The organism is Paenibacillus sp. GCM10023250 (assembly GCF_042653205.1).
Lineage (GTDB): Bacteria > Bacillota > Bacilli > Paenibacillales > Paenibacillaceae > Paenibacillus_Z.
In genome coordinates, this window is sequence record NZ_JBHSHY010000010.1 from 117724 (window position 1) to 132750 (window position 15027).

At 65.6% G+C, this 15027-nt stretch carries 11 protein-coding genes; 7 read left to right on the top strand and 4 right to left on the bottom strand.

The window, feature by feature from the left end; translation table 11 throughout:
- Positions 1-153 precede the first annotated feature (153 nt).
- Positions 154-3504 (top strand): DUF5107 domain-containing protein, encoded by a 3351-nt coding sequence (locus tag ACFPB1_RS10975; RefSeq protein WP_379225010.1) that lies wholly within the window; start codon positions 154-156, stop codon positions 3502-3504.
- Positions 3505-3823: 319 nt separating this feature from the next.
- On the top strand, positions 3824-4699 hold the full coding sequence (locus ACFPB1_RS10980; RefSeq protein ID WP_379225012.1) for a patatin-like phospholipase family protein: 876 nt from the start codon (positions 3824-3826) through the stop codon (positions 4697-4699).
- A gap of 292 nt (positions 4700-4991) precedes the next feature.
- Here ACFPB1_RS10980 and ACFPB1_RS10985 read toward each other — a convergent pair whose 3' ends face one another.
- Positions 4992-5855, bottom strand: a complete 864-nt coding sequence (locus ACFPB1_RS10985; protein WP_379225014.1) for a chemotaxis protein — start codon at positions 5853-5855, stop codon at positions 4992-4994.
- Positions 5856-6110: 255 nt separating this feature from the next.
- Here ACFPB1_RS10985 and ACFPB1_RS10990 point away from each other — a divergent pair, with 255 nt between their 5' ends.
- Positions 6111-6962, top strand: coding sequence for a hypothetical protein (locus ACFPB1_RS10990; protein WP_379225016.1), 852 nt, complete (start codon positions 6111-6113; stop codon positions 6960-6962).
- 88 nt (positions 6963-7050) lie between these two features.
- On the opposite strand, the gene ACFPB1_RS10995 is transcribed toward ACFPB1_RS10990, so the two are convergent.
- Positions 7051-8655, bottom strand: coding sequence for a hypothetical protein (locus ACFPB1_RS10995; RefSeq protein WP_379225018.1), 1605 nt, complete (start codon positions 8653-8655; stop codon positions 7051-7053).
- Positions 8656-8910: 255 nt separating this feature from the next.
- On the opposite strand from ACFPB1_RS10995, the gene ACFPB1_RS11000 reads away from it, so the two are divergent.
- Positions 8911-9861 carry a helix-turn-helix transcriptional regulator gene (locus ACFPB1_RS11000; RefSeq protein ID WP_379225020.1) on the top strand — a complete coding sequence of 317 codons (951 nt, stop codon included), beginning with the start codon at positions 8911-8913 and terminating at the stop codon, positions 9859-9861.
- Positions 9862-10127: 266 nt separating this feature from the next.
- Positions 10128-10865: an HAD family hydrolase gene (locus tag ACFPB1_RS11005; protein ID WP_379225022.1), complete on the top strand. Its 738-nt coding sequence runs from the start codon at positions 10128-10130 to the stop codon at positions 10863-10865.
- Positions 10866-11074: 209 nt separating this feature from the next.
- Here the strand turns inward: ACFPB1_RS11005 and ACFPB1_RS11010 are convergent, their stop codons facing one another.
- Positions 11075-11545 (bottom strand): hypothetical protein, encoded by a 471-nt coding sequence (locus ACFPB1_RS11010; RefSeq protein WP_379225024.1) that lies wholly within the window; start codon positions 11543-11545, stop codon positions 11075-11077.
- Between the two features lie 237 nt (positions 11546-11782).
- Between ACFPB1_RS11010 and ACFPB1_RS11015 the strand changes: the two genes are divergently transcribed.
- Together ACFPB1_RS11015 and ACFPB1_RS11020 are read left to right on the top strand one after the other, a co-directional pair.
- A complete protein-coding gene (locus tag ACFPB1_RS11015; protein WP_379225026.1) occupies positions 11783-12121 on the top strand; it encodes a GNAT family N-acetyltransferase in 339 nt (112 codons plus the stop codon).
- A 560-nt stretch (positions 12122-12681) separates the two neighbouring features.
- Positions 12682-13713 carry a methyltransferase domain-containing protein gene (locus ACFPB1_RS11020; RefSeq protein ID WP_379225027.1) on the top strand — a complete coding sequence of 344 codons (1032 nt, stop codon included), beginning with the start codon at positions 12682-12684 and terminating at the stop codon, positions 13711-13713.
- Positions 13714-13838: 125 nt separating this feature from the next.
- Here the strand turns inward: ACFPB1_RS11020 and ACFPB1_RS11025 are convergent, their stop codons facing one another.
- Positions 13839-14654, bottom strand: a complete 816-nt coding sequence (locus ACFPB1_RS11025) for a DUF2935 domain-containing protein (RefSeq protein ID WP_379225029.1) — start codon at positions 14652-14654, stop codon at positions 13839-13841.
- Between the last annotated feature and the right edge of the window lie 373 nt (positions 14655-15027).

Genomic DNA, 15027 nt, shown 5'->3' on the forward strand with positions numbered 1-15027 from the left:
CGTTCATGAGTCGGTGCTATAAAAGCACGATCAAGCGTTTTATCGGATTTCGAATCCGAATATCCTCCATTATAAACCGAATTTCGTGAATTGGAACGCGCGGCTTCCCGGCGTATTGTTAAAGCATACGAACCATCGAAGGAGGAATGCGTCTTGACGCAGCCGCAAGCGCAGATCAAACCGGCCGTGAAGGTCTGGGAAGAGGCGGTCGCCATCCCGACGTACGGCATCGGGGAGCCGGACCGCAACCCGATGTTCCTGGAGAAGCGCGTCTATCAGGGCAGCTCGGGCAAGGTATACCCGCATCCCGTAATCGACAAGATCGAGGACGAGAAGAAGCTTCAGACGTACGCCGTCGCCGTGCTCGAGAACGAATACGTGCGCATCGAAATCATGCCGGAGCTCGGCGGACGGATCTATCGGGCGCTCGACAAAACGAACGGCTACGACTTCGTTTACTATAACCGCGTCATCAAGCCGGCGCTCGTCGGGCTCGCGGGCCCGTGGATATCCGGCGGCATCGAGTTCAACTGGCCGCAGCATCACCGGCCGAACACGTACGGCCCGGTCGAATACCGGATCGCCGAGAACGCCGACGGCAGCGCGACCGTCTGGGTCAGCGAGATCGACCGGATGTACGGCACGAAGGTGACGGCGGGCTTCACGCTGCATCCCGGCAAGGCGTACCTGGAAATCTCGGCGCAGCTGTACAACCGGACGCCGGTGCCGCAGACGTTCCTCTGGTGGGCGAACCCGGCCGTCGCGGTCAACGACCATACGCAGTCGGTATTCCCGCCGGACGTCACGGCCGTGTTCGACCACGGCAAGCGGGACGTCTCGCGCTTCCCGATCGCCACGGGCACCTATTACAAAATGGACTATTCCGCGGGCGTCGACATCTCCCGCTACCGCAACATTCCGGTGCCGACGTCGTACATGGCGTACAAGTCCGACTACAATTTCGTCGGCGGCTACGACCACGGCGTGCAGGCGGGCCTGCTCCACGTCGCCAACCATCATATCTCGCCGGGCAAGAAGCAGTGGACATGGGGCAATGGCGAGTTCGGCCAGGCGTGGGACCGCAACCTGACGGACGAGGACGGGCCGTACATCGAGCTGATGACGGGCGTCTATACCGACAACCAGCCGGATTTCACGTGGCTGCAGCCATACGAGGAGAAGTCGTTCAAGCAGTATTTCATGCCGTATAAGGACATCGGCGTCGTCAAGAACGCGACGATCGACGCCGCCGTCAACCTCGAGGTCGACGAAGCGACCGGCCAGGCGACCGTCATGGCGTACGCGACGTCCGTCTTCGCGGGCGCGGTCGTCGAGCTGCGCGGCGCGAAGCGCGAGTACCTGAACGCGGCGGTCGAGCTGTCGCCGACGTCGACGTTCAAATCGATCGTGCCGATCGGCGAGGACGACCGCGCGCATGACTTGACGCTGACCGTCCGCGACGCGAACGGCCGCGTCCTCGTCTCGTACCGCCCGGCGAAGCCGTCGATCGAGCAGGTGCCGGACGCCGCGAAGCCGCTGCCGGAGCCGGGGGAGCTGCGCACGAACGAGCAGCTGTATCTGGCCGGGCTTCACCTGGAGCAGTACCGCCATGCGACCTTCGAGCCGGAGGCGTATTACCTCGAAGGCTTGAAGCGCGATCCGTCCGACATCCGCATCAACGTCGCCTACGGCACGCTGCTGCTGCGGCGCGGGCTGTTCGCGGAGGCGGAGCGCCATTTCCGGTCGGCGGTCAAGTCGCTGACCTGGCGAAATCCGAATCCGTACGACAGCGAAGCGCTCTATCAGCTCGGCCTCGCCCTGAAGCTGCAGGGCCGGCAGGAGGAAGCGTTCGCCGCCTTTTACAAGGCGGTCTGGTCCGTCGCGTGGCAGGACGCCGGCTACTTCTCGCTGGCGCGCATCGCCTGCGGGCGCGGCGCGTACGAAGAGGCGCTCGAGCTGTCCGGCCGCGCGCTCGTCCGCAATACGCGCAACTACAAGTCGCGCCACCTGCACGCGGCGCTGCTGCGCAAGCTCGGCCGCGCCGCCGAGGCGGCGGCCTGCGCCGAAGAGACGCTTCGCCTCGACGTCGCCGATTTCGGCGCGGCTTGGGAGCTGGCGCTCGCGGCCGCCGAGCTCGGGGACGCGGCCCGCGCCGCGGCCGTCTCGGCGGAGCTGCGGCGGCTCATGCGCGGCGACGCGCACAATTACTTGAACCTCGCCGCGGATTACGCCGAAGCGGGCTTGCACGCCGAAGCGATCGCGGTGCTCGGGCAGCTCGCGCCGAGCGCGGAAGCGGACGCGTACCCGATGGTGCATTACGCGCTCGGCTGCCTGCACGAGCTGGCCGGCGATTCCGGGCAGGCGGCGGCGTATCGCCGGGCGGGACGTGCCGCGAACGCGGAGTACTGCTTCCCGAACACGCTGTTCGACCTGCTCGTGCTCGAGAGCGCCGCGCGGGCCGACGAGACGGACGGACGCGCCCGTTACTACCTGGGCAACTGGATGTACGACAAGAAGCGCCACGCGGACGCGATCGCGCACTGGGAAGCTTCGCGCGCGCAGGATGCCTCGTTCGCGACGACGCACCGCAATCTCGCGCTCGCGTATTACAATAAGCTCGGCGACGCCGGCGCGGCGCTTCGCTCGCTGGAGACGGCATTCGCGCTGAACGAGCGGGACGCGCGGGTATTCTACGAGCTCGACCAGCTCTACAAGAAGCTCGGCATCGAGGCGGCCGTCCGGTTCAGGAAGCTGGAGAATCATCCTGAGCTCGTGCGGGTGCGCGACGATCTGTACCTCGAGCACGTCGCGCTGCTGAACGCGCTCGGCCGCCACGAGGAGGCGTCCGCGGCGCTCGCCGCGCGCCAGTTCCACCCGTGGGAAGGCGGCGAAGGCAAGGCGACCGGCCAGCACGTGCTGACGCGCGTCGAGCTCGCGAAGCGGGAGATGGACGAAGGCCGCTTCGAGGAAGCGATCGTCCTGCTGAACGAAGCGCTCGTCTACCCCGAGAACCTCGGGGAAGGCAAGCTCGCCGGCGCGCAGGAGAACAACGTGTACTATTACCTCGGCTGCGCGTACCTCGGCTTGAACCGCGCCGAGGAGGCGGCAGAGCACTTCCGCGCTGCGTCGCAGGGGCTCGAGGAACCGGCCAGCGCGATGTACTACAACGACCAGCCGCCGGATATGATTTTCTACCAGGGCATGGCGTGGCTGCAGCTGGGCAGCGAGCGGGAGGCGAACCGCCGCTTCAACAAGCTGGTCGATTACGGCGAGAAGCATCTGCGCGACGACGTGAAGTTCGATTACTTCGCCGTATCGCTGCCGGACTTCCTCGTGTTCGAGGACGATCTGAATAAGCGCAATGAGATCCACTGCCGCTACATGATCGGCCTCGGGCTCATCGGCCTCGGCCGCTATGAGCAGGCGAAGGAGCAGCTCGACGCCGCGCTGCGGCTGGAGCCGAACCATCAAGGCGCGCGGACGCACCGCCGACTGTGCGAATAGTGCGATAATCGAAGCCCGCGCCGCCAAGGCGCCGGCATGCGCGGCCGCCGGCCGTTCCCCTCGGGGAGCGGCCGGCTTTCCGCGCTTTACCCGTCCGCCCGGGATCGGCGCCAGGCGCCTGTCCGTTCCGGCGCTTCGCCGGGCCGCACCGGGACGGACCGCGGCGGATGCGTCCGCATGCCTCGGAACGGCCGTCCTTACGGGCAATGGCCGCGCTTTCATTCCCTTTCAGCGCGATTGACGCGCCGATTTCGCGTAGGTAAAATGACTGTAGTTAATCCGGATGGACGATTGAAGAGGGAAAAGGGGCAGGAGCACGGTGATGGACGCGATCGGATTGGTGTTGGAAGGCGGGGGCATGCGGGCGATGTACACGGCCGGCGTGCTGGAGTATTTTTTGGAGCAGGACGTCTATTTTCCGTATACGGTCGGGGTATCGGCCGGCGCCTGCGTGGCGACGAGCTACCTGTCCCGCCAGAAGGGCCGGAACAAGATCGTGAACGTCGACATGGTGACGGACAAGCGGTACATCTCGTGGGGGAATTACTTCCGCATGGGGCAGATGTTCGGCATGGACTTTATTTTTGACGAGATTCCGAACAGGCTGGTGCCGTTCGACTTCGCGGCGTTCGCGGCGAGCCGCGAGGAATTCGTCGCGGCGACGACGGACGTCGCGACGGGGGAGACAATTTTCTACCGCAAAAGCGATCCGGATTTCGACGTGTTGACGGTGCTTCGGGCGTCCAGCTCGCTGCCCTTCATCGCACCGATCGTGGATTTCGGCGGACGCCAGCTGCTCGACGGCGGCATCTCGGACCCGATTCCGCTGAAGCAGGCGGAGAAGGACGGGATGACGCGCAACGTCGTCGTCCTGACGCGGGACGACGGCTACCGGAAGTCGCCGAACCGGTTCGCCTGGATCGTGCGGCGCGTCTACCGCAAGTTTCCGGAGTTCGTGAAGGTCATGCTGCGCCGCCACCAGATATACAATGGACAAACCGCGTACATCCGCGAGCAGGAGGCGCAGGGGAACGTCTTCGTCATCCGGCCTCAGCGGCCGCTCGAGGTCGGCCGGATGGAGAAGAATGCCGCGAAGCTCGACGCGCTGTACTGGCAAGGGTACGAGGACGCCAAGCGGCTGCTGCCTTCGCTGCGGGCGTGGTCGGAAGCCGCGTCCGGCCGCGAGCGTACCTGAACGTGAGTGCCGATTAGCGGCAATATTCCTTCGTTCAGCGATAGATCAGCCAGCAAGGCCGTCCAAGACCAGGATATGGCCCCACCCCGCGAATGAATGAGCCCCGCGGCCGCCCGGCCGCTCGCCCCGCTCGTTTCCGCCATGCGGTTTTGCATCGTTTTCTCGGGTTGCCCGTAAATTCCGATTTGTACGGTTCCGCGAATTGCGTTGGTATTCCGGATGATGCAGGTGCCGCCGTGAACCGCCGCCGCAAGCTGCCGCCGCAAGCTGCCGCCGCAAGCTGCCGCTCTCGTTACCGTTCCGGCAGGCCGCAAGGCACGGCCCGGTTCATCCGGTCGAGCGACTGGACGATGCGGCGGATCATCGGCTTGGATCTGAAGTAGCCGCCGTGCGCAGCCGGAGTCCAGCCGAACAGTCCCGGACAGCGCACCTCCACGTCTTCCGCGACGGCCGCGGCATACGCGGCGTTCAAGCCTTTAAGCGGATAGGCGATAATGTCGTCCCGGTCGTAAAAGTTCAGCCATTCCCCGATGCCGAACGGCTGCAGCGCCGGCGCGGGCACCGAGATGGGCCGGCCGAAATGCTCGAAGCGCATCGTCCACAGCGCGATCGGGCTGCCGACGGTGTAGAAATGGGTCAGCGTCTCCCCGCCGACCAGCGGCGACCGGCAGGACCGGACGAATTCGGCCGGCTTGGGCCGCATTTTGCGGTACTGCAGGTCGTAGAAATAATTGCTCGCGATGATCGTGCCGAGGCTGTGGGCGATGATGCAGAGCGGCGCATCGTCGCCGGCCCTTCGCGCCAGCCGCTGCAGCTGCTGGGCGAACCGCTCGTGGATGTCGTCATAGATGTAGTCGCGCGGGCAAGGGTCGCTCGTCCTCGGGATCGCTTGATACGCGATGGCATCGCCCAGATAATTAACGACGAACGCGCGCAGCTTCAAGATTTCGTTCCACCGCAGCCGGCTTGCCGACGTCCGCTCCCACAGCTTCTTCTCCAGCGCGTCCGTGATGTCACCCCAATAGATGCCCTCCACGACGAGCCGCACCCGCGGATTGAGCCGCGCCATCGCTTCCTGCAGTTTCTCCGCGAACGCCGTATGAAAATCCCCCGTTTGCCGTCCGATTCCGTGCACGATTCCGACCGCGATCCGCATGCCGCCGCCTCCCGAACGCAAGTCTGGCTGTTCCTTCCATCCTATTCGGGCGGACGACGGGTTTAGACGCGAATTGACAAGAGCCGCGTAATTTTGCCGCGATCTCTTCAAGCGCAGGTCCGTTCTGCCGGTGCGGTTCCCCTCCCGGAGTAAGCCCCGCTTACGGCTCCTGCGCAGGTCCGGCATGGCCAATAATTTCCCGCCGAGCTGCGCATCCTATCTTGTATTCGGCTTGGCGGAAGGGAAATGGCAGCCATGAATAACCATTCAATCTGGTATATCGGCCTTATGGGGATCGGCGCCGCGCTGCTCCTGTATACATACTTCAAATCGGGCAACAAGCGGAGCGCGCTGCTCTATATCGGCATGAGCGGACTCGGCTACGCCATCGAATACGTGATCTTCATCCTGCTCGGGTGCTACAGCTACAGGCCGCGGCTGATCCCCGGCAAACCGTATTACGACGAGGTATCCGGCGCGATCGCGTCCAACCTGTTGATCCTGCCGGCGCTCGCGGTCGCGATCGCGGTGTTCCGCAAGCGATGGCTCCACATCCTGGCTGCGGTTGCGGCGATGTCCGCGGTGGAGTGGCTCTTTCTCCGCCTCGGCATCTACAAACATTATTGGTGGCGGACCTGGTACACGTCGGTCGGCCTCGTCTTCTATTACTGGGCGGCGAAGCTGTGGTTCGCCCGGATCATGCGGCCGCAGCGGGGCTTGATGCTTGCGGTCACGCTCCTCCTGATTCAGTGGGCGCTTACGTCCCCGCAGGCAATCGAAATCGTGTTCCTGTCGGGCCGGGACTACCGCGTGAATTGGTTCGAGAGCCAGGAACATGACAACATCGCGTTCTCCTCGACCTATTCCGTTGCGATCAGCCTGTTCTTCACGTGGCTCCTCCTGCGGCAGGGGGGCATGCGCTGGCTCCTCTATGTGCTTGGGCCTGCGGCGGTGCTGGGGGTCGACGGCATCCTGGCGGCCACCGGCATCCTCGATAGCCGGGGCTGGTGGGATTTCGCCTACCGGTTCGTCACGATGTTCCTGGTGCTCATGGTCGGAGATGTGATCAACCGGCGTCTGCGGCTAGGGCCGCCGATGAGGTGGTAATCCGTCCATGATGACGTTCCAAGCACGAAAAAAACAGCCCGGAGTCGTCGACGCGATGACCCCGGGCTGCTTCGTTAGGCGCGGGGGCTTACAGCCACCAGCCGCGCTCTTTCTCCTCAAGCGTCTCCGCGTTGATGTCGTTCCAGACGAACGACGTCTCTTCGCCGTTCAGCAGCCAGCGGGCCGGACACGTATTGTCCAGCCAGTCGAGCGGCTCGGCTGTGGGCAGCGGCTCCGCGGCCAGCTCGAAGGCGCGCCGGAGCGCGGCTTCCTGCTCCTTGGTCACGCCGGACGGGGCGGCGGACACGAACAGCGGGGTGCCGCTGCCGGCCAGCAGCCGCAGCCACCGCTCGTTCAGCGCCCACGGCACGTCCGGCGTCAGGCCGACGCAGTCCGCGTCATGGCTGTAGAAGGCGCCGTGCTGCGGCATGCGGAACGCCAGCGTGTTCACGCCCATGTAGCGCGTGCGCTCCCACCAGCGGCCGCTCGTGTCGTCGCCGGTGCGCTGAATCTCGAACAAGCCCGCGGACAAATGGCTGAACGTGTTGCAGCCGATGACGTCGGCGCGGCCGGACGCTTCGGCGATCGTCCGGTACAGCGCGAGCGTGATCTCCGCGGTCGTCCGGGACCGGTCGCGGAACGTCTGCTTTAGGGCGTGCGGCCGCGATTTCATCGTGAAGCCCCATTGGCCGAGCAGGTCGTACGAGGTGAAATCGTGCTTTAGCAGGTCGATGCCCCAGCCGGCCATCGCGGCGACGGACGCGCGCACGTGCTCCAGCACCTCCGGAACGCTCGGGTCGAGCACGCGGCCGCCGCTGCCCTCGTAGCGGATCCAGTCCGCCGGCACCTCCTCCGCCGTGAGCAGCGGGCGGCACCAGAGACCGGGCTTGACGCCTGCCGCCTTCATGTCGTCGATGAGGCGCGCCATGTCCGGGAACTTGGCATTGCCGACCCAGGGGCCGCCGTTGCACGCGCCGCCGCTCGCCAGCTGCCAGCCGTCGTCGATGACCATGTATGGCCGGTTCGTCGGATGGGCGGACAGCGAGGACATGAACCGCGAATCGGCCAAAATCTCCTCGCGCGAGCTGTTGCCGTACGCGTAGTACCAATTGTTGCCGCCGTAGACCGGCTGCTTCGGCAGAACGGGCCGTTCGCACAGGAGCCGGCAAAACCGCCGCGCCGCCTCGAACGGAGTGACGCCCTCTTCGCCCGGGTCGTGCACCAGCTCGGCGACGAGCAGCCGCCGCGCGCCGAGGCGGACGCCTTCGGCGCCGCTCGCCACGTCCGCCGTGAACGTGATGCCGTCGGCGTCGAGCTGCCAGTAGCAAAACGCGTTCGGGCCGGTCTTCACCCCGAAGCCCGCCGTGCGCGCGCCGTCATGCCGCAGGAAGTACCACGGCAGCACCCGTTCCGGCACGATGCCGCGCCATTCCAGCTCGCCGTAGCCGCGCTCCCAATGGTCGCCCAGGATAAGCGGGCGTCCTTCCTGCTTCGCGTTCCAGCGGAGCTTCAGCTGCCGGACGGCATGCCCGGGCGCCTCGAGCGCAAGCGCGGCCGCGCCGCCGGATGCGGCGAGGGAGACCGCCAGCCCTTTGGCCGTCCAGCCGCCGCCGCTGCCCTCGAGCGTCCGCCAGCCCTCTTCCGTCCGCGCCAGCACGGCGTCCGGCGCTCCCAATCGCAGAATAGCTTCCATTTCGCTTCCTCCTTTATAATAGGACAATGACACCAGTATAGCCGGGCCCGGGCGCGCGATGAATAACGAACCGGGCCGTTAACGGCGGTAATTATAAACCAACTGAGACATCGGGACGAAGGGGCGTGCGAACGGTGGCGGAATACCGGAAGGCCGCGGGCCGCGCGGGGGGGGGCGGCGGCGGAAGCGAGAGCGGCGGGATGCGCGAAAACAGCGGAAGACGCGGGAGCGAGGGCGGCGTCCGCGTCCGAAACGGTGCCGGCCGGCTCCGGCGTCGTCGCGCCGGATGCGGCGGCCGGGAAGCCGGCCGTCCCCGCGCGGGCGTCCGAAGCCGCCGAAGCGGTGCGGCTGATCCCGAACCGGAAGTCGGAGGCGTATTTCTACGGGGCGCAGACGGGGCGCGTGCCGGCGGGGTGGTCATGCCGGCGGCATCTGCACCACATGATGTTCGAGCTGAATCTGGTGCTCGAGGGGACGCAGCTGGCCGAGGTCGGCGGCGTCTCCTATCGCCAGGGCAAGGACGAGCTCGTGCTGGTGCCGCCGATGACGCTGCACGCGTACCGGGCCGCGGAACCGTTCGCCTTCTTCGTCATGCACGTGCAGGTTGACGATCCGGCGTTCCTGAACCTGCTGAACCGCGCCAAGCTGCCGCCGCTCAAGCCGGAGCACGAGCTGAGCCGGCTGCTGCTCCCGGAGGTGAAGCGGATCCTGCGGCTGGTCACGGAGGAGGGCGAGGCGCCGAAGACGAAGCTCTTCCGCGCCGTCTTCACGATCATGGACCTGCTCGAGACGCACATCGCCGGGTTGGAGGGGCCGGGCGCGCGCGCCGACGTGCTGCCGATCCGCATCGCGAAGGCGATCGAGTCGCTCGTCGCGGACCGCCATGCCGAGGAAGCGATCGCAGCGGGGTGGATGGAGGCGCTGGCCGAACGGCTCGGCTTCAGCCGCCGCCACTGCTACCGCGTTTTCCGCGAAGCGTACAGCTTGTCCCCGCGGGAATACCTCGCCGTGCTTCGCAGGCAGGAGGCGATGCATCTGCTGGCCGGCGGCAGGCACGCCGTCGAGGAGGTCGCGCGGCGCATCGGCTACGACAACGTGCAGAGCTTCATCCGGCAGTTCGCGAAGTGGACAGGGACGACGCCCGGCGCCTTCCGCAAGGAACGCGCGGGCGAGACGGTGTACTTGACGCCGATCGAGCTGGAGTAAGAGAGAAGAACCGCGATCCCGCATTCATCACTTTCGGAGGTGCGGCATGAAACGCGAGACCATATTAGCTCGTCATCGACGCGCAAAACGACATGCTGAACAATGCCAATCCCGTCCCTATATTTTCCCGGCTGCTTCGCGTTGTGACGGCCGCCGCGATCGCGTATAGTGAAGAGACGAGCGGCGGATCCGGCGGCGCAAGGAAGTGCCGGGTGCCGCTTCGGGCGGCACGGACGGAGCACGAATGAAGCAGGAGTGACGGCAGGATGAGACTTGACGAGGCCAAGAGGGCCGTGTTTTTTGATGTGGACGATACGCTGTACGATCATTTGATTCCGTTTCGCAAGACGGTGGAGCAGGTCGCGGGACCGCTGATTCCGCTCGCGGGCTTCCCGTACGAAGCGGCGTACCACCGGCTGCGCTACCACAGCGACATGCTGTCGCTCGAGCTCGGCGGCGCGGGCGCCATGGAAGCGGGGGCGGCAACGGATTACATGCGGATGCGCCGGTTTCAGCTGACGATGGCCGAATTCGGCCTTGCGCTGACGGACGCGCAGGCGGAGGCGATGCAGGCGGCCTACATCGCCTGCCAGTACGACATTGCGATGTTCGACGGGGCGCGCGAACTGCTGGAGGAGCTGATCCGCCGCGGCGACGCGGTCGGCTTGATCACGAACGGCGCGCCGGGGCATCAGCGCCGCAAGATCGAAGCGATGCGGCTGGACGGGCTTATCCCGCACGGGCTGCAGTTCGTCTCCGGCGCGCTCGGCTGGGACAAGCCGGATGCGCGGCTGTTTCGGCACGCCAACGCGCAGACGGGCACGCGGCCGGAAAACAGCGTCTACGTCGGCGACTCGTGGCGCAACGATGTGATCGGCGCGCTCGAGGCCGGCTGGCGGGTCATCTGGTTCAACCACCGCCGGGCGGCGCGCGAGAGCGGGCACGAGCCGACGCACGAGGCGTCGAGCTACGCGGAGCTGCGCGCGCTGCTGCTGGCGCGCTGAGCCGATGCGGACGGGACACGGGGGCTTCGGCCTGGCGTGTCTTTTTTGCGTTCGCGGGGGCACAGGGTGGGCGGCGCCGCGTTCGCGAGATTCATAGGCGGACGGCCATGCGTCCGGGGCTGCCGCGAAGCCGCGGGCGGGAACTCCGGCATGCAAAAAGCAGCTCAGGCGACGCGCCGTGAGCTGCTCTTATAGGTGAATCTGCATCCCTACGTCGCGCCCGCGGCGGCGGTGCCATTGAACACGGCGGGTCCGGTCAGCATGAGATCAATGGGGCCGTCACTCGCGATGAACAGCGTGTAGCGGATCTGACCCGCCAGGACGTCCGCGGCCGGCGGGAAGTCGGCGGCGGTGACGCTGATCGGAAACAGCGGGCCGAGCGCCGAAATTTCGAACTGCTGGTTGAGAATCGTCACGCCCGTTCCGGCCGTTCCGTCTCCGCCGCGCTCGACCGTAAGCGACACGACGGTCGGTTCCGCCGGCGGCTCGACGACCGTCACGAAATCGATCACGGCCGTCCCCGTCAGCGCGACGCGGACGTTGGACGTATTCGCGGGATTCGCGGCTCCGACTTGAAGGCCGATATCCCCGATCAAGAGGGGCAGCGTGGACAACTCCTGCGTGCCGCCGAAGTTATCGCTGTGGATGGAGATGCGCTGGTCTAGAAATTGAATCGCCATAATCATCACCTCGCTTTCGTATAGTATATTCTATGAACTTGCGAAACAAGTGGGACTGGTCCGCGGCGGATTGGGTACACCCCGCGGGGCCGCCGGAGCTCCCCGGCTGCGGGCCGCGGCGCGGCGGAGTACGGTATCGCGCGAAGCATGGTTCCGCCCGGGGCATGCATCAAAACCGTGCGGAGCGGGTATAGAATAACAAGCATGCGGATCGCAAATTACGGGAGGTGGAACGCGATGAACGAAGGTAACGACGCGCGGCCGGAGACGGTTCCGGCGGAGGAGATAATCGCGGAGAAGCACGACAACGGCTATATGTTGAAAGGCGCGGCCGGGCCGATCGGCGAGATTACGTACAGGCCGGCGGACGCGGACACGTGGGTACTGGACCATACGTACGTGGATCCGAAGTATCGCGGAGGCACGCTCACGAAGCGGCTGCTGAACCTCGTCGTGGACGAGGCGCGGGAGAAGGGGCGCAAAATCGTCCCCGCCTGCTCGTACGCGCTGGCGCAGTTTAAGCGCCATCCGGAATACGCGGACGTGTGGGTCAAGTCCGGCAAGGAAACGGACTGACAGACGGCTCGGACCGCTGCGGCTCCGGCGGCAATGGGATGTACAGGGGGGCGCACCCGCCAGGCGCCGGAGGGGACGGCGTCAAGCCCGGCCTCCCGGCAGCAGCCTTCCGGCGGCCTTCCGGCGCTTTTTGCGTTCGTCTTCCTGCCGCGGTGCATGCCCGGCCGTGCCGGCGCGTTCTCTGTCCGGCGCGGCCGGGCGCGGAGAATGCGGGTTGTGCCGCTCATGAAAGCGTTATATAATAGCCGTATTCGTAGGAATGGAGGGGTTGTGCATGATGATGATGGCCGTGTTCTTGACGGTTGCGGTTCGTTAACGCAATCGAATAAGCCGGAGAGCAGCTGGGCGACCGATTCGAAACCGCTGAGGTTCGGGTCTTGTTTCGCCATGGCATCCTGCTGCTTGCGGCATCAAGAAACGGAACCGCCGTCATGTACAGCCGCGGGCTTCTCCCTTATGGGGAGGGTTCGATTGGTGCGCGCCGAAGCGCGAATGGCCGTTTGGTCCATTTGCGCTTTTTTGCGTTGCGCCGCCTATTCCATGCGAAGGAGCGGGACGCGATGACGCCTTATTTTGCGACCGTATTGCCGGGGCTTGAGCCTCTGTTGGAACAAGAAATTCGATTCAAACTGCCGGAGGCCGCGGGGCTTAGGCGCGAGCGGGGGAAAGTGTTCTTTGCGTCCGGCTTGCCCGTCGAGGCCTTGACGGCGCTGCGGACGGCGGATAACCTGTACCGGCCGCTTCTTCGCTTCCGCGTCGGGCCGCATAAGAAGCATTTGGCCGATCTGGAGGAGTCCGTGTTCCGCGCGGACCTGGAGGGGCTGGCAGCAGGTGCCCTGACGGGCCGAGGGCCGGTCCGTTTTAAAGTCAACGCCGGCCGGACGGGGAAGCATGCGTACTCCCGGTTCGATGCGGCGGAAGCGGCTGCGCGAGGCATCGCGCGGCAGGACCGGCGCTGGCGGGCGGAGGCGCTCGGCGGGCACGAGGTGGAATTCCGCCTCGACCTATGCCAGGACGAGGCGCTCTTCGCCGTACGGCTGACGGATGCCGCCTACCGCTATCGGGGCGGAGAGCGGGCCTTCACGACGGCGGCACTGCGCCCCACGGTCGCGCATGCGCTCGTCTGGGCTTCGCGCCCCGAGCCGGCGGACCGGTTCCTCGACCCGTGCTGCGGCTCGGGCACGATCCTGACCGAACGGCTCGGCTATCCGTTCGCCCGTCTCGACGGCGGCGATCTGTCTCCGGAGGCGGTGGCCGCTTCGCGCGGCAACGCGGGAGAATGGGAGCGGCTGGCGATTCGGCAGTGGGACGCCCGCCGCCTGCCGATCGATGCGGGCGCCGTGGACAAGGCGGTCACCAATTTGCCGTTCGGCCGTCAGATCTCGGCCGGCGAGTCGCTGCCCGCGTTGTACGCGGACCTGCTGCGCGAGCTGAAGCGCGTCGTCGCGCATGGCGGCGGCATCCTGTGCCTCACCGATGCGGACGCGGCCTTGCGGGAGGCCGCCGAGCGGCTGCAGCTAAGCTGGGAAGCGGTGGCGACGCTGAGTTTGAAGGGGCTGCATCCGACCCTCTATAGGCTGAAGCACGCGTAAACGGCAGAACGGCGCGGCCTGTCCGTCCGTCCGGCTGGCTGGGCGCGCCGCGAATGCCAGGCGAACGACGACAGGCTGCCGAGCACAACTCGGCAGCCTGTTTGAATGCGGAAATGCGTATACTTCTAGTGTGGGGCAGGCAGCGGCACCGGGGCCTGACCGGTCAGCGCGTGCTCGAACAGATCGATGATGGCGAGGAAATGAACGGCTTCCCGGTACACGTGATCGGCGAGCAGCGGATGGATAATGCTCTTGATCCGGCACGCCTCGATGAGGTCGCGCGCGGTCTTCTTGAAGTCGCGGAGGCTCGCGACGGATACGCGGTTCTGGTCCAGGAACTGCGACAGCAGCGGCTTGGTCTGCGATTGCGGCCGCATCGAGCTCAAGTCTTGGGCCTGCCAGAGCAGCTGGTCGAAATCGTGGCTGAACTCCCGGGCTTGATCCACCAGCTTCCGTTCCGACGGATCGAGCAGATGTCCGATGAATTTCGCATGGTCGGCCATGATCTTCAAGAAGAACACGTTCTCGTCGATAATCGCGTCCGGCAGCGGCTCCAGCCGTCCGTTGTTGAGCTCCGCGAGGCGATTCCGGAAGTAATTCGCTTCCCGGCTCACGTGGTCGACGAGCAGCGGGAAATTGTTGGCGCCGGGCAGCTGGCAGGTTAAGATCAGCCCCAGCACCTTGCGCTTGAATACCCAGATGTGGGAAACGGCGTTATGCACCTCCGCGTTGAACGCGCGGATCTGCTGCGGGTCGGCGGCGGCCGTGAAAGCATGCGCCCTCGCTTCGATCCCCTCGAACACGGTATAGAAGCCGTTGGCTTCCTGGATCAGCTGCGTGTCTTCGCAGCGGAACCCCAATCGCAGGAACAAGGAATGCTCCTTCATGATCCTGGCCCAAAACCGGATTTCCTCCAGCGAACGCACTACGAAAGCGTCCATGCTTCCGCCTCCTCCTCTTCGAATCGCACACGGTAAAGATATGTGAGCGAGACGCGAATCATGAAACCTTACATGCCCTCCCTCTTTTATTCTTCTTCGTACAAGGGCAGCCGATGAGAAGGGGAAAAGCCGAAATGCCGCGCGGAATCAGCATTTTCGCGCGGTTCGGTTCGAGGAGCCCGAGGATGAACGCTCGTCCCGCCGCACGCGGCCGCGGCTCCGACGGTACAGGTTGACGCGCATCGCGGGCAGTCTGCTTGCGGCTGCCGTGCTCAATCTCCAGCCTCTGCGGCGCGAACCGCTGCGGAATTCGGACCGGCGCGGCCCCGCACAGGTTGGCTTCCTCGAAGCTTCGGCGCGCCGGCATGTCCGC

What these genes read in the sequence shown, in the direction of transcription:
- ACFPB1_RS10985 (WP_379225014.1), bottom strand. Translation starts at nt 5,855, where the DNA reads ATGCGGATCGCGGTCGGAATCGTGCACGGAATCGGACGGCAAACGGGG.
- ACFPB1_RS10990 (WP_379225016.1), top strand. Translation starts at nt 6,111, where the DNA reads ATGAATAACCATTCAATCTGGTATATCGGCCTTATGGGGATCGGCGCC.
- ACFPB1_RS10995 (WP_379225018.1), bottom strand. Translation starts at nt 8,655, where the DNA reads ATGGAAGCTATTCTGCGATTGGGAGCGCCGGACGCCGTGCTGGCGCGG.
- ACFPB1_RS11005 (WP_379225022.1), top strand. Translation starts at nt 10,128, where the DNA reads ATGAGACTTGACGAGGCCAAGAGGGCCGTGTTTTTTGATGTGGACGAT.
- ACFPB1_RS11010 (WP_379225024.1), bottom strand. Translation starts at nt 11,545, where the DNA reads ATGGCGATTCAATTTCTAGACCAGCGCATCTCCATCCACAGCGATAAC.
- ACFPB1_RS11015 (WP_379225026.1), top strand. Translation starts at nt 11,783, where the DNA reads ATGAACGAAGGTAACGACGCGCGGCCGGAGACGGTTCCGGCGGAGGAG.
- ACFPB1_RS11020 (WP_379225027.1), top strand. Translation starts at nt 12,682, where the DNA reads ATGACGCCTTATTTTGCGACCGTATTGCCGGGGCTTGAGCCTCTGTTG.
- ACFPB1_RS11025 (WP_379225029.1), bottom strand. Translation starts at nt 14,654, where the DNA reads ATGGACGCTTTCGTAGTGCGTTCGCTGGAGGAAATCCGGTTTTGGGCC.